This is a genomic window from Leptospira wolffii serovar Khorat str. Khorat-H2, from assembly GCF_000306115.2.
Classification (GTDB): Bacteria; Spirochaetota; Leptospiria; order Leptospirales; family Leptospiraceae; genus Leptospira_B; species Leptospira_B wolffii.
The window spans coordinates 236038-254464 of the sequence record NZ_AKWX02000013.1 but is presented as its reverse complement, the minus strand read 5'-3'; the positions used below and the strand labels follow the sequence as shown (position 1 = coordinate 254464).

Genomic DNA, 18427 nt, shown 5'->3' with positions numbered 1-18427 from the left:
TCATTTGCCTTCTTGGACCGCAAGTTCCAAAGAAGAAGTCCCCGACCTCTTAAGTAGATCCAAAGTCCGAACGATTTCTCCGTAATTCGCCGATTCTCCGGCAAAGAATCTCACTTCCTTTTCCCTCACCAATCCCGATTCCAAGCGGGAAATCAGGACCTTTCGATCCATTCTCTCTCCCGCAATATCGAAATTCCCGTCGGGCAAAAGCCCGATTTCTATTCTCTCCCCTTTCGGGTCCTCCCCCTGACCTATTTTAGGAAGTTCTAATGGAATAGAGCGAATCTCTTTGCGAAAACTCACCGCGAGCATTACGAATATGAGAAGAATGAAGACCACGTCGATAAAGCTAGTCAGGTCTACACCGATGTCTTCGTCCTCTAAGAACGACTTTTTCATAGATTCTCCGCCGGGGGAATCTTAGGCCAGGACAGGGCTTCTCTCTGTAAATCCAGAAGCCTATGCTTAAGAAACTGAAACGCGAATAAGGAAGGAATCGCAACCGAAAGTCCTAAGATCGTGGTAACCAAGGCCAGACGAATCCCTCCTGCAAAAGCATCCAAGCTTACCGTTCCTGCCGCTTGTAGAGAAGAGAACGCTTCCGAAATCCCGAGTACGGTTCCGAGCAAACCGAGCATGGTGGAGATCCCCGCAAGATGCTTGATCCAGGAGATTTTAGTCTCGATCGGAAATAAGATGGCGGAGATTTTTTCTTCCCATACATCCGGACCGGGCTCCTCTAAAAAGGAAACTAAAAGAGACCTTCTTCTTTTGGGTAGAATGGTCCAGACATGCAAAAAAGTTCCGAGATTCCAAACGGAAAGAAGACAGATAAGCAGGGATACCCAATCCAATCCGAATAAAATATTAGAATGACTCATGATCCACCTTGGAAATCCTTTCGGCAATCTTAGATTTGCTCGAAGAAGTTATATTATCCAGCATCGGGCAAGGATTCCATCCTGTCAGCCTCCAAAATCTGCAAATCCCTCTTGCGCTCGAGCGGGAGCAAAAAATTCTAAGGGAAATGACCGCTTTCCAGATGCCTTCCCGAGAAGCAAAGGCCGACTTCGTTCGGGAAAACTTCGATCAAATTGCAGCCAAATACGATCGGTTCAACGATTGGAATAGTTTTTATCTTCATAGGCTTTGGAAGAATCGGTTGGTCCGTGAAATCGAACAGGAAACCGAAGGACCGATTCGAGTTCTGGATTTATGCTGCGGAACCGGAGATATCTCCGTCAGGTTGGAAAAATCTTCCAGAGTGGATTCTCTTTTGAGTCTGGACTTCTCACCTAAGATGTTGGAAATCGCCAAGAATCGATTGGCGGGTCCTGCAATCAAAGGGCGAGTCAAATTGGAAATCGGAGACGCTACGAAATTGAACGGAGTGGCTACCGAAAGTTTGGACGCTGTCAGCGTCGGTTTCGGTTTACGTAATGTGAACGATCTGGACAAGGCTATTTCCGAAATATATAGGGTTCTCAAGCCGGGAGGAGTGTTTGCAAATCTGGACGTGGGCAAGGTGAAAAATCCGCTCCTTAGATTCTTTGCCGACTTTTATTTCTTTCGAATCGTACCTCTTTTCGGCTATATTCTCTGGGGAGGTAGAAACGACATGTTCGACTATCTACCCGTTTCCTCCCTATCTTATCCGGACCAGGATATTTTGAAGGGAAGAATGGAGAATGCGGGTTTTCAGAATGTACGTTATGTAAACTTTGTATTCGGAAATGCTGTATTACATATGGCAAAAAAACCTAACAGACCGTAGTACTAACCCCCTTCTCCCCGTCTCTTTTAACCTAAAGAGACTAGTGGGGTGTTTCCTTCATGAAAAAGTTCTTAATCCTGGTTTTGATTACCGGGTTTATCGTTCAATGTTCGAATAAGAAGAAAGGGGGCCTGTTTCCGTTTCTTTTCTTTTTGGGAAGCCCCCATTCTTCCGGAGGAGTTCCAGGAAATAGCGGAAGCCCCGGTGTAATCTTTGTTCCGGGCGATGGTTCCGGGAATCCCGCAACTCCTTTGCCGAATTCTGACACTCCGTCAGATTCCAATACGGGCACGACCCCTACAGACAATAATTCCAATCCTTCAACCAGCCCAAGCACGGGGACTACTCCGGGCAATTCGGGTGGAACAGAAGGAGGTACTACAACTACTCCCTCCAATTCGAATACAGGAGGGGATTCTTCCGGAAATACCGGGGATAATGGAACCGGAAATTCCGGTTCTACCGGCGAAAGCGATAACTCTTCCGGTTCCGGGGATGTAAGCAACAGTGGAGGAACTACCGGGGGCTCCACGGATCCTTCTTCTTCCAATCCGACCACTCCTAGCGAGCCTACTCCGGAGCCCCCTGTGGCGATAGTAGTCGTAGAAGACCCGAAGGGAACTCCCGACTTCAATTATAATACTACGATCAATATTCCCCTGAATTTAACGGTGGTGGATAATAAATCCAATCCTGTTAGCGGGGCAACCGTTCTAGTCTATGATGAGAATAATAATATACTCTTCCAGGGAGTCTCCGATTCATCTGGTAAAGTAACCGGAACTCTTACGGTTCCCACTTCCGTAGGAAATATTACCGTCGATATCTCGATCGGAGGAGAATCGATCTCCCAGTATATCAGCCTACAAGACGTACTCGGAATCAACAGAACTATTCGCTATGCGATTACTCTTCCCACCAATCCTGTAACCGACTCGGATGGAGACGGGGTTCCCGACGAGACCGACATCTATCCGAACGACGCAACTCGTTCCACCGAGATCGCCTATCCTACGGAGGGAGTGTATACTGTCGCATACGAAGACCTCTATCCTTCTTCAGGAGATGCGGACTTCAACGACTACGTAATCGAATTCAAAAACCAGGAAGATCTGAATGCCTCCGGTAAAATCGTTCGCCTGCGCGGTATCTACCAACACGTAGCCAAGGGAGCGGGGTATAAGCACCAACTATTCATCAAGTTGCCAGTTCCTACCGGCGCTAAGGTAACTTATAAGTTAGCTCAAGCCGATGGAAAGGTCGAAACCGATACGACCACCACGACCGTGAGCGCTAATCAGTTGAACTCAGGTTTTGAGATCTTTCCCGATTCGAATAAAACGATTCGTGGACAGAATGTGCATCCCGGCGACGTATTCAAACCGGGCTTCGTCGCGACGATTGAAATCGTATTCGATACTCCCGTGGAACGTGCAAAACTGGGAGCCTTCCCATACGATCTCTTCGCCTATGTGATCAACACGAAACAGGAAATCCATTTTCCCGGATTGTATAAGAATTCAAACGGAACCGACAAATATCTGGATTCCACCGGATTCCCTTGGGCGATCCTTCTTCCCGGCGCTTGGAAATATCCTTACGAAAAATACGATATTCGTAAACCTTCCGAAACAGGTTATGCGGAATTCAATCTTTGGGTCTCCTCCGGAGGAAAAGAATATAAAACTTGGTATCTTCATGTAACCGACGAATCCAAGGTATTTCCCGTTCCGAATCCTAGCGGACTCTTGGGATATCTTTTCCTATCCGTGAAAAAATTCGCGATCTTCTATGCGATAGGACTCGTTCTTGCCGGGGGAATAGCGGCTTATTTCCTCCGCAAAAGGCATAGTCTGACCGCTTAAATTCCTTACTTTTCGGAATACGAAAAGTTGCGAACTTCCGGGCGTCGCCGAAAATTGTCGGTCGACGCCTTTTTTATCTCCCGATGAGCGATTGGTATTTCATACTCAAACCTATAGCCGCGATCCTCGCCGCCTGGTTCTATTGGAATTTTTATCGTAGTACGTACTACGCAGGCCAAGACAGGGTATTCTCCTATCTGGCGTTCTTTTACGGAATGATAGCGACGGGACTCGCACTCGGTTGGGAAGTAGGAGTATTCGATCTATTGAAGGATAGCCTCCCTTTGATCAAGGCAGCGGTATTAGGAGCCATTCCCGAAGAAACGGCAAAGGCAGCTCTTATTTACCTTTTTTTGAGACAATCCAAGAGTTCCTACAATCTAGCGGACGGTTTGTATTTCGGGCTCACTTTGGGAGCTTCTTTAGGTTGTATAGAGAACGTTTTCTATTCTTTCAATCTGGAATTCTGGCCCAGCCTACTCCGTGCAGGAACCTCTCTCCCTTTACATACCTTCTCCGGAGGGATTCTAGGATTCTTTATTTTGCATGCAATCCAGTCCCGTAAGGGAAATCTCTCCGGCCTGGGATTTTGTTTTTCCTTCGCGTGTCTAGTTCTACTTCATTCGGTTTATAATATTCTACTAATACAAGGTGGATTCGAAATCCTTTGGATCCCCTTAGTGCTCGGACTCTCCTTTCTTGCTTTGGAACTCGTTATCGTCCAAGCGGAAGTGACTCTCCCCTTCGAACTTCTGCAATCGGAGGATCTTTTCGTGGACGATTACGCGATGATTCGGAAATTCTCCAGATACGATTCTTGGCTCCGAGCCGCACAATCCAAGGAGAACCTGAAGGATATCCCGCTCTTTCGCCAGCTTTCTCCCATTCGTTCCTTTATCGCAGTATTGTTATTTGGCGTTCCTATTTTCTGTCTGAATTTTTATCTTTTCCAACCTGCTTTTATTCCCTATTATTTGGAAAATATCAGCTCCTTGGAATTCATTACGCTTTTCATGGAATATCCGGCCTGGCTCGGATTCCTATTCTTATTACGCGGAGTTTTCAATCCTTCCTTCTTCCGGGAAAGGATTCTCAAGATTCCGCTATTTCTCTCCGTCAATATAGGACCGTTGGGAGAAGAAGAACCCAGCCTGGCATATTCTCTTTCCAGAAAGGGATTTTATTCTCCCGTGATCCGAGAACCGGAGATCGGAATACCTATCCTAGTATCCTTTTATGTGGCCGGAAAGAGTTTCGATCCGATTCCGGTTGTGCCTGTTTGGAAGAATTTTCGCCCCGAAGATCCCAATCATGAAAGCGGAGCTTTATTTCGTTTTCCGAATATTCCTTGGGATCTTATCGCGTGGAGATGGTTCGTGAGAATCAAACAACAGTATAGAAACGCGATGGATGCGTTAAAAGGATTCGATTAGACATTCTTAACGGATCCGGTTCAATCCGTCGAAATCGTCCGTAGAGATCAGGAAATCCGAAGGACCTGCCTGGTACCAGGAAATCCGTAATACCTTGGCCGTTAGCACCTTGGCTCCCGCGGGAACACCTAGACCGACTTGGTTGGACATTCCGACTAATGGGGTACTTCTGGACTGCAATTCCACTCCGTTTTGGTCCGAGAAGATCCATTTAATATAAACGGGTTGGTTCTGCTTAGGCGCTTCTTCCAAAGCCACTCTAAGATTTATATTTCCCTTATCTCCGAGAACCCACGCCGTTCCGGAACGGAATTGGTGGAATCTTGCTCCCAGCTTCTCCACATTCTTTGCCTTTGCGGAGAGTTGGTAAGTCTTCCTCTCCTCGTATCTAAACTCGGGTCCTTGCAACTTGGAAGACAACTGCACGAAAGATTTAGCGAGAATAGAAAGCCCGAAAATCAAGCACACCAAATTGAAAGCGGGAACGATCCACCATTTGGGGAAGGTCCTCGTGGAAGCTCCCAAAGTGCTCAAAAACCAGATCATCAAAAATCCTAGAATCCCCGCTCCTCCGGTCCAAGGTTCGAAAAATGTAACCGGGAAGAATAGCAAAGGTAAATACCAATATGTGCTTCTGGTATAAGCTTCTATTCCTACCCAAGCGAAGAATAGTAGGAAGAATAGGATCCCTCCGTCGCTGAGTAAATATACCCAGGAACTTAAACCGAAATCCTGAAGACCTGCGGGAGGATAACCGGCTCGGGGACCGGACTCTATCCAATGTAACGCGAATGCACCCATTCCTTGTCCGAAAACGGGAGCCTCTTTCCACCAATTCCAGGCGGATAAGGTCTGGATCCATCCGTCCTTCCACAAGAGTTCCAACATTTTGGAGAGCCCTTTCCCTTTGGCCCAAGCGTTAGACGCATCTTCATGCAGCACCTGCCAAGGAGTAAAGGCCCAGTCCATTCCGCCTATAAAATACAAACCGGTAAGAACGCTAATCGTGCCTAAAATCAATAGAGGCAGAAAGGAATATTTCCAGATCGGATTTCTAAAACTCCTCTGATAAGCGAGTCCGACTACCAGGGAAGTTTGGAAAACCAAGAGGAGCCAATAGCTAGTGCTTTGGAATTTTCCCGCAAGTCCTAGGGCCAACAAAACCGCTCCCGTAAGAAGAATGCGGGAGAATCTTCTCCAATTCCTACTATGGATTTGGTAGAGAAAGAATCCGTAGAGGATTGGCATGCCGATTCCGAAAGAAGCGGAGTCCGGAAAAAATCCCGAGACTCCGAACGTCTCCGCGTTTCCGGCCGTAAAAGGAAAATCGGTTTGAGGAGCGCAAGCCTGTATCGCTCCGAGGATGAGATTCCCGGTAAATCCGGCGGTAACTCCGGTCCTCCAATGTTTACCGGGAGGATCCGTATCATGAGAACTGGTTTCCTCCGCCCAGAAATATAAAAAGGCGGAAAACCAAGCCCCTATCCCATCCAGAGTCAGTGCGAACGCATACTTGGAGGAAATCCCCGCGGAATATTCCGTATCCTGCAATACCCAGGAAGTCAGAGGATCGGTTCCGAAATAAGCGAGCAATCTGTCCAAAAGCAGGAAGACCGCCAGACTTAAAAACGCCGTTCTAGGATTCTTGGTAAATTCCAAGGAATTCTTATAAGGTCGATTTATATAAAAATAACGTAATACCGGATCGTCGTCGTTGGTTGTATGCCCGTAAAAAGTGGAGACATACTGCCTAAGAAAGATTCCGAAGATGGCCCCCGAGAATAAGGCGGAGAGATAAAGATATCCCCCTTCTCCGTATAATAGCAGACCGGGAGAGAGTAAAGCGAAGGCCGCGGTAAAGATCCGCCCGGACTTCCTATGGTGCAGATTCGGAACCAGTCCCGCTAAGAACTGGATCCATACGATTCCCAAATTTACGTCGGGGTTTCGTACGAGCAACGTCCATCGCAGTAATATATACGATAGAATTACTGTAAGAATTAAGGTAAGAAAGGTAGGAGTTCGGAGGGGCCTCAATCGGGCGAAAAGATTTGGCACGAATTGGAAATGCTCTCCGAAAACGAAGAGATTTCAATCTAAAAAATCGAAATAAAGGAAGATTTAAATTAGTCGTCCAAAGAATCCGGATCGGACGGAATCTTATAGGTTCCGGTCAGGGTGCCGGACATAGGACTTTTCTTTCCGGAGGCTCTGTGCTTGGAAACGGCCTCGGCGTACTCGACGGTATAACGGGTCCAGGGAATCGCTTTTAGTCTAGCTAAAGGAATTTTCTTACCGGTCCCTTCGCAGATTCCGTAGGAGCCGTCTTCGATTTTTTCCAAAGCCACATCGATCTCTCGAATGGTATCGATTTCGGATTCGGTCAACACGGAGCTTAACATCTCCTCGTTGATTTCCGAGGCGATATCGGCGATATCGCCCATTTCTTTCAAACCGGATGGTTTACTATTGTCTTCCCATTTAGCATACTTCTCCAAGAGAGAGTTTTTTCTCTCTAAGAGTAGATCCTTCAATTCTGCAAGGACCTTTTTATCGTATGCTGCTGCGGCTTTTTTAGTAACCATCTGTTTGAGAATTAGACCTTGGATTCCTTATGTTCGACGTGAGCACGGCAAAATTTACAAAATTTTTTCGTGACCAACTTCTCGGATTTGGCCTTTTTATTTTTCGTCTGGAAATACGCGTTTTTCTTACAAGTCTGGCAAGTAAGCTTGATGATTTCTCTCATGGCGACTAGCTTCTTTTAGCGAAAATTAGCCTAAGAGCGATTTGGAGAAAAATAAGGCAGTTCTGCCCCCTCCCCATACCATCCTAGGGCTCGCATATGCTATAAAAAAAAGAGAGTTCGAAAAAGCAAGGAAGATCGCTGTTCGGATTTCCTATTTTTCCCGGCTCTCGGTCTCGACTGGAACGGATTTTCTCCAAAAACCGGCTAAAACGCTCCCAATCAGAGAATGCATCAAACTGGAAATCGCAGAAGGAATGGCGACTAAAGGGTCCGAGAAATTATTCCGAGATAATACCGCTCCGAGCCCGCTATTCTGCATGCCGACCTCTATGGAAACGGTACGGGCCACGGTAAAGGAACGGGTTCCGAAAAAAGCCGCCCAGTATCCGAAAAAGTAACCGGAAAGATGGAGTAGAAAAACGCAAAATACCAAATAAGGTCCGGAACGAATCACGCTTTCCTTTCCGGCCCCTAGAATGGAGGCAACTATAAGCGCGATTAAAATCACCGCCACCAAAGGAGAAACTTTTTGGATCCCTTCGGAGAATTTAGGAGCATAACGATTTAATAAAATTCCTAAGATTACCGGAAGAATCACCACCTGAACCGTATCCAAAAACAGTCCTAAGGCGTTTGCCCCCACGCTATTTCCCGCGAGAAACAAAGTCAAAGTGGGGGTTAGGACCACGGAAAGAACGGTGGAAATCGCCGTCATGGTCACGGAAAGCGCGAGGTCTCCTCTCGCGAGAAATGAGATCACATTGGACGCAACTCCTCCCGGGCAACAGGAAACGACGATGATTCCTATGGCCAAGGGCTCCGGCAATCGGAAGAATGTGGCAAGCGCCCAACCAGTCAAAGGCATGATGGTATATTGACCGATCACTCCGATCAAAATCGGTTTCGGTGCCTGGAAAACCCGGGTAAAGTCCTCAGGCTTCAGACTGATCCCCATTCCGAGCATGGTAAGCCCTAAACTATAGGTGATCCAAGGGCCCTTGAACCAAGTCAGCGCTCCCGGAAATACCCAACTGAAGGCTACGGCAAGAAGCACCCAAAAAGGAAAGAATAAGGCTGCCTTCTCTAGGATTTTGCCCAAAGGCTTACCTCGAAACCAGATCTACGACCCGGTCCAATTGCTCTTTTGCGATATAAATATGAGGAGAAAAGCGCACTCTTCCCAATCTTAGAGCGCACATCACGCCATTCTTCTTTAAGTCGGAGACCACGTTTTCCATGGAAAGACCTTCTTTTTCGGCGACTACGATCCCGGTCTTGAAATCCGGAAAATGGTCGGAGGCCAATTTCCAGCCAGCTTCCCTGAGCTTATCGGAGAGATAATCCGCTAGTTCATAGATTCTTTCCATGCTATTATGGAAACCTATCTTGTGGAGCATCTCTAAAGTGGATTGAAAATAGACCCAGTCGATAAAATTCACCGTGGAGATCTCGTATCTATCCGTGCCTTTCAATTCTTCTCTATAAGGTAGGTAAACTTCATCGTTCACGACCGAACCGGTTCCCTTAAAAGGAAAATTCAATTCTTCTAATTTTTCCTTCGCCACATAGAGAACACCGAGTCCCAGAGGACCCAAAAGCCATTTCCAAGCGGGAAATGCCATATAGGAAATACCCATTTTTCTGGGATGGATGGGAAGAAGTCCCACTCCCTGGGCTCCGTCCAGAACGAACTGGATCCCTTTTTCTTTTAGCAGAGATCCGATTTCTTCCAAGGGAAACGGCATACCGGTACACCAATGCACGGCGGAAAGGCTGACTACTTTTACGTCGGGGGTGATCTGGGCTTTTAAATTATCCAAAAAGCCTTCCGGAGTCTCGGACATGGGCACGAAAGATAGATTCACACCCTTTTCTTTCCAATGCTCCCAAGGATAAATATTGGAAGGATATTCGTTCTCGAGTAGAAGGATCTTGTCCCCAGGTTGGAGTTTGAGACCCAATGATATGAAACCGATTCCTTCGTTGGTATGGTGGATAAGAGAAAGTTCCTCGGGATCGCATTCTAACAGTTCCGAAAGAATCTTACGAACCACTTTTTTCACACTGGGATAGCGCCTCACCTCAGTGAGTCCCCCGTGGGTGGAATATCCTTTTAGATATTCGGTTACCGCGTGTACGGTATCCGTATTGCTGGGAGTCGTTCCGCAATTGTTCAGCCAAATCATTTCCCGGTTTACCGGGTATAGATTCTGGATCTTTGTCCAATCGGGACTGGAATTCGTTTTCATACGGGTCCAACTTGGATCCGCCAGGAGACGAGAAAACCTATTTTTTGATTTTCAACCGGGAAACGAAGCTTTCCCGGTCTTTTTAGTTCTATCTTTTCTTCTTAGCCGCGGCCTTTTTCTTGGGCGCAGGTTTCTTAGCGACGGTCTTCTTTTTTGCTACTGCTTTTTTCTTAGGCGCAGCCTTCTTGACCGCTTTCTTAGGAGCGGGTTTTTTAGAAGAAGGACCGGGCTTCAGACTTTTGGCCGCCTTGGTTTTACTTGGCGCCTGTACCGCCTTAGCCACTTCTTCCGCTTGCTCATCCCAGAAGAAGGCCCCTCTCCCCGAAGAAGTTTGATCGAAGGAATTCAATTCCGCCTCTAACAAAGATTGATAGTTATTATTGTACTCCATCAATTTAGTGAACAAGGACTTGATATTCGGATCATCGAACTTGGTGGACAACTTCTCGTAGAATGCTACTGCATTTTCCGCTTCCCGGATCGCCAACTCCAAAGCCTCGTGAGCGTCTTTGGATGCGGTACCGATGATCGTTCTCTCCACCTTGTGCATGATTTTTTGGATCGTACTCTGGTGAAATTTATGGATCGCAGCCAATTGTTTCAGGTTCGGAAGCTCCGCACCTTCCGCACTCTCGTAGATTTCCTGAATGAATTTTATATGTTCGTCTACTTCTTCCGCCAATTTTTCGAATAACTCCCGAGTGCGACCCGGAGGGAGTTTTTCGTACGTATTCATATAGAATTCGAAGTAATCCTTTTCATGTTGGATGGCCGCGGCGATGGCTTCCAAGAATGTGGTTTCTTTCAACGGTTTAATAGTCATTCTGCAACTCCGGTCGCGACAATTCTAGAGGTTTTCCGTGCCGATTCAATAATATTTTTTCTATTCCTCTTCTTCCTGAGAAAGATAGATGAGAAATTGCGCCAGGTAATACGTTCCCATAATACATATCCCGTGCAGAGGAAGTTTGTACGGAGTGAATTGACCTAGAGCGATCAATGAATCGGAGACGATGAAGCTAAAGGCTCCCGCGATACCTAAAATCAAATCTCTTCCCGAAACTTCTCTGGAAGCGGACCTCCATCCCATCACGCATATCGCGGAGACGTAAACTCCTACAGGAACGATGAGGCCCGTGGAGATTCCGGGAAGAATCCAGGAATAATATGCGGCTCCGAAAATCGCATAGGGAAGTAGGCGCAAAAAATGCACCGGATTTCCGATAGAGAAACTAACGGAGTAAGCCACCTGAGCGACGAGGAAACTTCCGAGTCCGAAAACGAAGTATTCCGCGGGAAAAGCGAGAATGGTATCTCCACCCAACGAGAAAATCAAACCGATCCCAAACCAGATCCCTACATTGTTTTTCCATTTCCCGTCCCAAACGCTGCCAAAAATCAGATACACAATCGGCGCGATTTTAGAGAGCAAACGGAGCAAGAAAACGTCCGGCCAAAGATACAGCACCACCAGATGGAAAATGCTCAAAACCGGAAAGAGAATATAAATCATCCAAAGCTCCTAATCTATTGGTTCCTGCGGATTTGGGATTGTCTTCCTGGTCGAAACGCAGAACCTGTCTTCCTAAGACCCGGTTTGGGTCTCGGAAGCTGCGATGATCTCGTTTAGCCAAAAAGATTCTACACTTTTTCTGATTTTTTCCGTCGTGGTAGGCCTTTTGATCTACTTAGACCTCTTCGTTCTGAATAAAAGAGCGCACAAACTCTCCTTAAGAGAATCCGGATATTGGACTCTGTTCTGGGTGACTCTCGCTTTCAGTTTCGCTCTCCTGATCTATATCTTTCACGAGGATCCGGCAAACCCCGGGCTCGCAAAACAAAAGACTCTGGAATTTCTGGCCGGTTATCTACTGGAGTATTCCCTTTCCGTGGATAATCTTTTCGTGTTCATCATGATCTTTTCCAAGTTCCGGATCCAATCCCAGTATCAACCCCTGATCCTAAAATGGGGGATCATCGGAGCTCTTCTCTTCCGAGCCTTGATGATTTTCTCCGGAGCGGAGCTCGTTTCCCGTTTCGAGTGGATCCTTTACTTCTTCGGTTTCCTTCTTCTTTATTCCGCTTGGAAGATGTTCTTTCACAGCGAAGAAGAGGAATTCGATCCGAACGATATGAAACTCGTTCAATACGCCAAAAAAATACTACCGATGACGAGTGTACACCACCCGGAGAAATTCTTGGTGAAGGAACACGGCAAATCGGTCTTCACTACCACCTTCCTGATTTTGATCGTGGTGGAATTCAGCGATATTCTTTTCGCTGTGGATTCCATTCCGGCGATCTTCTCCATCACCCAGGATAGTTTCATCATCTATACTTCGAACGTATTCGCCATCTTGGGGCTGAGGTCCCTATTCTTCCTGTTGGGAGGAGTGATGGAACTTTTCATTTATCTGAAAAAAGGCGTGGCCCTTCTTTTGGCATTCGTGGGAGTAAAGCTGTTATTGCCGGCATTCTCCGGATACGTATTCGGAAAAGTAATCCATGTCTCCATCGAAATTTCCCTCATCGTGATCGTAGCGGCCTTGGCGCTTTCGATCCTAGCTTCGATACCTCATTATCTCAAAACTAAAAAAGGAGCCTAAGGGCATTAAGAGTAGAATGGCATCTCAAAAACTCTTCTCCGAATTTCCTCCGGTCCCGACGGACGACTGGACGAATCTCATCCAAAAGGATCTTAAGGGTGCGGATTTCGATAAAAAATTGGTCTGGGAAACCCAAGAAGGTTTTAAGGTCAGACCGTTCTACAGAAAAGAAGACCTAAAAGGAAAGGAATGGCTCCTTTCCAATCTTCCCGGAAAATTTCCTTATTCCCGATCGACTCGTAAACTTGCAAACGATTGGAATATTCGCCAAGACATAGACGCCACCGATCTTTCCACCGCTAAATCCTTAGCCGAAGAAGCCATCCAAAACGGAGTCTCCTCTTTAGGATTCGTAATCGCAAACTCGGTTTCCGACAGGAAAGGGATTCCGGTCGCAAGCAAGAAGGATTTGGACTTTCTATTGCAAGGACTTCCTCTTGCCGAGATCACACTGCATTTCGTAGCGGAAGAACGTTCTCCCGAGATTTATTCCTGGTTGCCCAAGGACAAGAAACTCGTAGGAGGTCTCGGCTACGATCCATACCGGATTCTTGCTCGTAAGGGAAAATCCGGAGGACATGGGCCGGAAACACTTCTTCCGATTCTTAAAGAATCTTCCAAGACTTCGGAGCATTTTCGGGGACTCACCGTCCATTCTTCCACATTCAGAGACAGCGGATCCACAATCGTTCAGGAACTCGCTTATACTCTGGCATTGGGTTCCGAGTATCTCTTCCGTTTAGGAGAATTGGGACTCTCTCCGGAGGTCGTAAACTCGCAAACCATTTTCCAATTCTCCGTCGGTCCGGATTACTTTTTGGAAATCGCGAAGTTCCGAGCGGCACGTACTCTTTGGGCGGAAATCTTCTCCGCATATTCTTCCGAAAAAGGAGAGAAGAGTCTTCCCTTCCTTTCCGCGGAAACGGCCAGATACAATTACGGGATTTACGATCTTCATAATAATATTCTGAGAGGAACTACCGAAGCGATTTCGGCTGCCATCGGAGGAGCGGAGATCATTCAGGTTCTGCCTTTCGATCATCTATTGCAACCTGCGGATTCCTTCTCTCTCAGAATCGCAAGAAACGTGCAGTTACTTCTCAAGCACGAATCCTATCTGGATAAGGTTGCGGATCCTTCTTCCGGTTCTTATTATATTGAAACGATTACCGATTCGATCACAGAACAAGCGTGGAAGTTATTCTCGGAAATCGAAAAAGATGGAGGTTTTCTCGCAGCATTGCAGTCAGGAAAAATCCAAGCTTCGATCCGGGAATCCAGAAAGAAGAAGGAAGAAAATTATTCCACTCGCAAGGAATTCTTTCTAGGCACCAACCAATATCCTAATTCCAAGGACAGAATCCAAAACAAGGACCTGAACAAGAATTTGCAATCTCCGGCTTTAACGAGCGTTTCCGAAGAGATCGTATGCAATCCTATTCCGGAATTTTTTGCAGGAGATGCGATCGAAGAGATCCGGATCCTTACGGAAAATTGGGAATCCAAAAACAAATCCACGGTTAAAGCGCTTCTTCTTCCCTTAGGAGATCTGAAAATGAAGAAGGCGAGAGCCATCTTCTCCTTGAACTTCTTAGGTTGCGCCGGGTTCACTACGATCGATCCCGGAAGTTATGAATCTGCGGAAGAAGCGTTGGCCGGAATCGCTAAAGAGAATCCGCAAGTCGTCGTATTCTGCAGCTCCGACGAGGAAGTTTCCGACTGGGTAACTAAAATTCTTCCCAAAATCCAGGGAACGAATAAGCCTCTTGCTTTGGTTGCGGGCTATCCTAAGGATACGGTCCCAGCTTTAGAAGCCGCGGGAATCGGCGGGTTCCTACATGTGAAATCCAATCTACTCGAAACGCTTACCGATCTTCAAAAAAGGCTGGGTATCCGATGAAACGACCAATATTCTCCTCGAACCGAACCCCTGCCTCCTCCGATGCAAAGCTGGAGGCTTGGACCAAGGAAGCCCTAGATGAATTAGGACTTTCTAAATTAGAAGATACCGTTTGGAATACTCCGGAAAAAATTCCAGTAAAGCCTGTCTATGTTCCGGAGGACGCCAAGAATCTGGAGCATCTGGATTATGCAGCGGGAATCCCTCCTTTTCTAAGAGGGCCGTATTCTACAATGTATGTGCAGCAGCCTTGGACGATCCGACAGTACGCGGGTTTTTCCACCGCAGAAGAATCCAACGCATTCTATCGTAGGAATTTAGCTGCAGGACAAAAAGGACTCTCCGTGGCCTTCGATCTGGCTACGCACAGAGGATACGATTCAGATCATGAACGCGTTGTAGGAGACGTGGGAAAGGCGGGAGTCGCAATCGATTCCGTGCTGGATATGAAGATACTCTTCGACCAGATTCCTTTGGACCAAATGTCCGTCTCCATGACTATGAACGGAGCCGTCATCCCTACTCTGGCTTTTTATATCGTCGCCGCGGAAGAACAAGGAGTAAAACCAGAGCAACTTTCCGGAACCATCCAAAACGATATTCTAAAAGAATTCATGGTTCGAAATACTTATATTTATCCGCCCGAACCTTCCATGAGGATTATCGCGGATATCTTTAAATACACTACGGATCATATGCCGAAGTTCAACTCCATCTCCATCTCCGGCTATCATATGCAGGAAGCGGGAGCGACAGCGGATATAGAACTCGCCTACACTCTCGCGGACGGTCTGGAATATTTACGCACCGGTATCAAGGCAGGAATGGACGTGGATAGTTTTGCTCCTCGTCTTTCCTTCTTTTGGGCGATCGGAATGAACCATTTTATGGAAATCGCCAAAATGAGAGCGGGAAGACTTCTCTGGGCAAAACTTGTAAAAGGCTTTCATCCTAAAAATAACAAGTCGCTTGCTCTTAGAACCCATTGCCAAACCTCCGGCTGGAGTCTTACGGAACAGGATCCTTTCAACAATGTAGGAAGAACCTGCGTGGAGGCCTTAGCGGCCGCACTCGGACACACGCAATCATTGCATACCAACGCATTGGACGAGGCGATCGCCCTTCCCACGGATTTTTCCGCAAGGATTGCAAGAAACACTCAAATCTATCTGCAGGAAGAAACGAATATCCATAGGGTCGTGGATCCTTGGGGCGGTTCCTATTATGTGGAAACTTTAACCGCTCAACTAGCGGAAAGAGCCTGGGAACTCATAGAAGAAGTGGAAAAACTGGGGGGGATCGCAAAGGCGATTGAAACCGGAATTCCTAAAATGAGAATCGAAGAGGCAGCTGCAAGAAAGCAGGCCAGAATCGACTCCGGACGAGACGTTATCGTAGGTGTGAATCGTTATCGCCCCGCCAAAGAAAATCCTTTGGACATATTAGATATCGATAATACTGCCGTCCGTGAATCCCAGATTCGTAAGCTTCAAGAGCTGAAAAAAAACCGGGACTCCAAAGCGGTGGAAGCGGCTCTGGACGCTATCACTGAATGCGCGAAAACAGGTAACGGAAACTTACTTGCCCTGGCCGTGGATGCGGCAAGGAAAAGAGCCACTCTGGGAGAAATCTCCTTCGCCATGGAGAAGATTTTCGGCAGATACAAATCCGTGACTCATATGATCCAAGGAGTCTATTCGGAGGAAATTATGGACGATCCGGATTTCAAGAAGGCTAAAGAGCTTTCTTCAAAATTCGCCAAGCTGGAGGGAAGACAACCCAGGATCATGGTTGCAAAGATGGGCCAGGACGGTCACGATCGGGGTGCCAAGGTAATCTCCACAAGCTTTGCCGATATGGGATTCGACGTCGATATAGGACCGCTCTTCCAAACTCCTGCGGAAGCAGCGAAACAAGCGGTGGAAAACGATGTGCATGTCCTAGGAGTTTCTAGCCTCGCCGCGGGTCACAAAACTCTCGTTCCTCAGGTCATCCAAGAATTGAAGCGACTAGGCAGAGAAGACATTCTAGTAATCGCGGGAGGAGTCATCCCTCAACAAGATTACGATTATCTCTACAAAGCGGGTGTGAACGGGATCTTCGGACCAGGCACCAAAATCTCCAAGGCAGGAGTCGAAATCCTAGAATTGCTGATCAAAAGCGTGGAAGGATAATCGTTTATGGCCGAGGTCCGAGGACAGGAGGGAAATCTCGTAAGAGGCCGGATCGGGAAGAAAGTTTTACCCGATCTGGAAACCTTCGTTCAAGGAATCTTGAAAGGCGATATCGGACTCTTAAGCAGAGCCATCACTCTGATAGAAAGCACACTCCCTGCTCACCAAGAACTTGCGGAAAAGATTCTAGAAAGATGTCTCCCTCATTCCGGAAAAAGCGTAAGAGTCGGTATCACCGGAATTCCGGGAGTGGGTAAAAGCACTTTCATAGAAGCCTTCGGTAACCATCTAATCGATCAAGGTAGAAAGATCGCAGTACTCACCATCGACCCTACTTCCCAATTATCCAGAGGATCCATCTTAGGCGATAAGACCAGAATGGAAACCTTATCCAGAAGAAGCGAAGCGTTCATTCGTCCTTCTCCTTCCGGAGATTCTTTGGGAGGAGTCGCTCGTAAAACTAGAGAGGCTATTTTTCTTTGCGAGGCGGCGGGCTTCGATACGATTCTTGTGGAAACCGTGGGAGTGGGACAATCCGAGACATCGGTGTATTCTATGGTGGATTTATTCCTACTTCTTCTCATAGCAGGAGCGGGAGACGAATTGCAAGGAATCAAAAGAGGAATCATGGAGATGGCGGATCTAATCGCCATCACAAAAGCGGACGGCGACAACGCATTGAAAGCCAGCCGAGCCAAATCCGAAACGATCTCTGCGGTTCATTTTCTTCCTCCGCATGAATCAGGCGTAAAAACGGAAGTTAAAACCTGTTCCGCCTTAACGGGAGAAGGAATCTCCGAAATCTGGATAGGTATCCAATCCTTTATCCAAGCCATCGAGAAGAATGGATACTTGGATAAGAAAAGAAAGGAGCAAGCCAAGCATTGGTTGCACGAATCCGTACAAACAATGCTCCTAGACGACTTCCATTCCAAGTTAGGAGAAGAATTCGGAAAGGCGGAAGAATCCGTCATGCAAGGGACCTCGGGCTCCTACCAAGCCGCACGTCGTCTTGTGGATCTATACAAACACGATCGCAAATAAGTCCCTAAACTTAAAAGTGCAAAAAGAATCATAGTTTTGTAATATAATATTCTTACATGCGTACTACTTTCCGATAGTACGCGGTCTATTCATTCTCCTCTTGGAAAGTTTTTTTCTTGGAAAATATGTCTTTTCGAACGCTCATGGCGGATAATAAAAGTCGAACCTCATTTTGAATCGTTCCCGTTTTTTCTAGGTGTGCACCCCGCCTAGACCTCGGTCGGTTCCGGAGAAAGGAAGAAAAAATGACCACTCGTATCTCGGCCCTAACGATCTTAACGGCTCTTTTGATTTTCAACTCCTCCTGCGCGACTTCTAGCGCCGGCTTGGCGACGAGTACGATCCCGATTGCGGACAGAAAATACAAAGTCCTCGCCCCGGTAGAAGGTATGAAATACTGGGTTACCTTGGATATCGCCATCATAGGAATCCCATTGGGAGAACCCCCCATCGATCGTCTTTTGGAAGAATTAAAAAGGGAAAAGGATGCAGACGCACTCATCAATGTGAGATACTGGACGGATAAGATCATTGTCGCCTTTATCACAGTCAATCGACTGCATGTTTCCGCCGAAGCGGTGAAATTCGAAGAAGAAATCGACCCGAGGAGAAAGGGACGTTAAGTCAGGTAAG

At 47.0% G+C, this 18427-nt stretch carries 17 protein-coding genes; 8 read left to right on the top strand and 9 right to left on the bottom strand.

Annotation, left to right across the window (positions count from 1 at the left end):
* Together LEP1GSC061_RS11705 and LEP1GSC061_RS11700 are read right to left on the bottom strand one after the other, a co-directional pair.
* Positions 1–399 carry an ExbD/TolR family protein gene (locus LEP1GSC061_RS11705; protein WP_016545619.1) on the bottom strand — a complete coding sequence of 133 codons (399 nt, stop codon included), beginning with the start codon at positions 397–399 and terminating at the stop codon, positions 1–3.
* A complete protein-coding gene (locus tag LEP1GSC061_RS11700) occupies positions 396–881 on the bottom strand; it encodes a MotA/TolQ/ExbB proton channel family protein (RefSeq protein WP_016545692.1) in 486 nt (161 codons plus the stop codon). Before LEP1GSC061_RS11700 ends, LEP1GSC061_RS11705 begins: the two co-directional genes overlap by 4 nt.
* Positions 882–1027: 146 nt before the next feature.
* On the opposite strand from LEP1GSC061_RS11700, the gene LEP1GSC061_RS11695 reads away from it, so the two are divergent.
* From LEP1GSC061_RS11695 to LEP1GSC061_RS11685, 3 genes are all read left to right on the top strand, one after another.
* Entirely contained in the window at positions 1028–1774 is a 747-nt protein-coding gene (locus tag LEP1GSC061_RS11695; protein ID WP_084680503.1) for a ubiquinone/menaquinone biosynthesis methyltransferase, read from the top strand.
* Between the two features lie 59 nt (positions 1775–1833).
* A complete protein-coding gene (locus LEP1GSC061_RS11690; protein ID WP_016545560.1) occupies positions 1834–3639 on the top strand; it encodes an LruC domain-containing protein in 1806 nt (601 codons plus the stop codon).
* An 83-nt stretch (positions 3640–3722) separates the two neighbouring features.
* A complete protein-coding gene (locus tag LEP1GSC061_RS11685; protein ID WP_016545554.1) occupies positions 3723–5072 on the top strand; it encodes a PrsW family glutamic-type intramembrane protease in 1350 nt (449 codons plus the stop codon).
* A gap of 6 nt (positions 5073–5078) precedes the next feature.
* Here the strand turns inward: LEP1GSC061_RS11685 and LEP1GSC061_RS11680 are convergent, their stop codons facing one another.
* From LEP1GSC061_RS11680 to LEP1GSC061_RS11650, 7 genes are all read right to left on the bottom strand, one after another.
* Positions 5079–7031 carry a hypothetical protein gene (locus LEP1GSC061_RS11680; RefSeq protein ID WP_232218434.1) on the bottom strand — a complete coding sequence of 651 codons (1953 nt, stop codon included), beginning with the start codon at positions 7029–7031 and terminating at the stop codon, positions 5079–5081.
* Between the two features lie 167 nt (positions 7032–7198).
* Entirely contained in the window at positions 7199–7657 is a 459-nt protein-coding gene (locus LEP1GSC061_RS11675; RefSeq protein ID WP_016545670.1) for a TraR/DksA family transcriptional regulator, read from the bottom strand.
* Between the two features lie 11 nt (positions 7658–7668).
* Entirely contained in the window at positions 7669–7821 is a 153-nt protein-coding gene (gene rpmG, locus LEP1GSC061_RS11670; protein WP_016545617.1) for a 50S ribosomal protein L33, read from the bottom strand.
* Positions 7822–7972: 151 nt separating this feature from the next.
* Complete coding sequence (locus LEP1GSC061_RS11665) at positions 7973–8920, bottom strand: bile acid:sodium symporter family protein (RefSeq protein ID WP_016545504.1); 948 nt, start codon at positions 8918–8920, stop codon at positions 7973–7975.
* 4 nt (positions 8921–8924) lie between these two features.
* Entirely contained in the window at positions 8925–10070 is a 1146-nt protein-coding gene (locus tag LEP1GSC061_RS11660; protein WP_016545483.1) for an aminotransferase class V-fold PLP-dependent enzyme, read from the bottom strand.
* 88 nt (positions 10071–10158) lie between these two features.
* Entirely contained in the window at positions 10159–10893 is a 735-nt protein-coding gene (locus LEP1GSC061_RS11655; protein ID WP_016545648.1) for a ferritin-like domain-containing protein, read from the bottom strand.
* 60 nt (positions 10894–10953) lie between these two features.
* Positions 10954–11583 carry a lysoplasmalogenase gene (locus tag LEP1GSC061_RS11650; protein ID WP_016545596.1) on the bottom strand — a complete coding sequence of 210 codons (630 nt, stop codon included), beginning with the start codon at positions 11581–11583 and terminating at the stop codon, positions 10954–10956.
* Between the two features lie 103 nt (positions 11584–11686).
* Here LEP1GSC061_RS11650 and LEP1GSC061_RS11645 point away from each other — a divergent pair, with 103 nt between their 5' ends.
* The 5 genes from LEP1GSC061_RS11645 to LEP1GSC061_RS11625 all read left to right on the top strand — a co-directional run bounded on the left by LEP1GSC061_RS11645 (position 11687) and on the right by LEP1GSC061_RS11625 (position 18417).
* A complete protein-coding gene (locus LEP1GSC061_RS11645; protein WP_016545553.1) occupies positions 11687–12676 on the top strand; it encodes a TerC family protein in 990 nt (329 codons plus the stop codon).
* Positions 12677–12692: 16 nt separating this feature from the next.
* Positions 12693–14576 (top strand): methylmalonyl-CoA mutase family protein, encoded by a 1884-nt coding sequence (locus tag LEP1GSC061_RS11640; RefSeq protein WP_016545661.1) that lies wholly within the window; start codon positions 12693–12695, stop codon positions 14574–14576.
* Entirely contained in the window at positions 14573–16750 is a 2178-nt protein-coding gene (gene scpA / locus LEP1GSC061_RS11635; RefSeq protein WP_016545765.1) for a methylmalonyl-CoA mutase, read from the top strand. The genes LEP1GSC061_RS11640 and scpA overlap by 4 nt, the downstream gene beginning before the upstream one ends.
* A 6-nt stretch (positions 16751–16756) precedes the next feature.
* Positions 16757–17794: a methylmalonyl Co-A mutase-associated GTPase MeaB gene (meaB, locus tag LEP1GSC061_RS11630; protein WP_016545719.1), complete on the top strand. Its 1038-nt coding sequence runs from the start codon at positions 16757–16759 to the stop codon at positions 17792–17794.
* A gap of 245 nt (positions 17795–18039) precedes the next feature.
* On the top strand, positions 18040–18417 hold the full coding sequence (locus tag LEP1GSC061_RS11625; protein WP_040508577.1) for an LIC20211 family lipoprotein: 378 nt from the start codon (positions 18040–18042) through the stop codon (positions 18415–18417).
* Positions 18418–18427 lie beyond the last annotated feature (10 nt).

Excerpts from the sequence above, each read along its gene's own strand:
- LEP1GSC061_RS11705 (WP_016545619.1), bottom strand. The coding sequence starts at position 399 with ATGAAAAAGTCGTTCTTAGAGGACGAAGACATCGGTGTAGACCTGACT.
- LEP1GSC061_RS11700 (WP_016545692.1), bottom strand. The coding sequence starts at position 881 with ATGAGTCATTCTAATATTTTATTCGGATTGGATTGGGTATCCCTGCTT.
- LEP1GSC061_RS11695 (WP_084680503.1), top strand. The coding sequence starts at position 1,028 with ATGACCGCTTTCCAGATGCCTTCCCGAGAAGCAAAGGCCGACTTCGTT.
- LEP1GSC061_RS11690 (WP_016545560.1), top strand. The coding sequence starts at position 1,834 with ATGAAAAAGTTCTTAATCCTGGTTTTGATTACCGGGTTTATCGTTCAA.
- LEP1GSC061_RS11685 (WP_016545554.1), top strand. The coding sequence starts at position 3,723 with ATGAGCGATTGGTATTTCATACTCAAACCTATAGCCGCGATCCTCGCC.
- LEP1GSC061_RS11675 (WP_016545670.1), bottom strand. The coding sequence starts at position 7,657 with ATGGTTACTAAAAAAGCCGCAGCAGCATACGATAAAAAGGTCCTTGCA.
- rpmG (WP_016545617.1), bottom strand. The coding sequence starts at position 7,821 with ATGAGAGAAATCATCAAGCTTACTTGCCAGACTTGTAAGAAAAACGCG.
- LEP1GSC061_RS11660 (WP_016545483.1), bottom strand. The coding sequence starts at position 10,070 with ATGAAAACGAATTCCAGTCCCGATTGGACAAAGATCCAGAATCTATAC.
- LEP1GSC061_RS11655 (WP_016545648.1), bottom strand. The coding sequence starts at position 10,893 with ATGACTATTAAACCGTTGAAAGAAACCACATTCTTGGAAGCCATCGCC.
- LEP1GSC061_RS11650 (WP_016545596.1), bottom strand. The coding sequence starts at position 11,583 with ATGATTTATATTCTCTTTCCGGTTTTGAGCATTTTCCATCTGGTGGTG.
- LEP1GSC061_RS11645 (WP_016545553.1), top strand. The coding sequence starts at position 11,687 with ATGATCTCGTTTAGCCAAAAAGATTCTACACTTTTTCTGATTTTTTCC.
- LEP1GSC061_RS11640 (WP_016545661.1), top strand. The coding sequence starts at position 12,693 with ATGGCATCTCAAAAACTCTTCTCCGAATTTCCTCCGGTCCCGACGGAC.
- scpA (WP_016545765.1), top strand. The coding sequence starts at position 14,573 with ATGAAACGACCAATATTCTCCTCGAACCGAACCCCTGCCTCCTCCGAT.
- meaB (WP_016545719.1), top strand. The coding sequence starts at position 16,757 with ATGGCCGAGGTCCGAGGACAGGAGGGAAATCTCGTAAGAGGCCGGATC.
- LEP1GSC061_RS11625 (WP_040508577.1), top strand. The coding sequence starts at position 18,040 with ATGACCACTCGTATCTCGGCCCTAACGATCTTAACGGCTCTTTTGATT.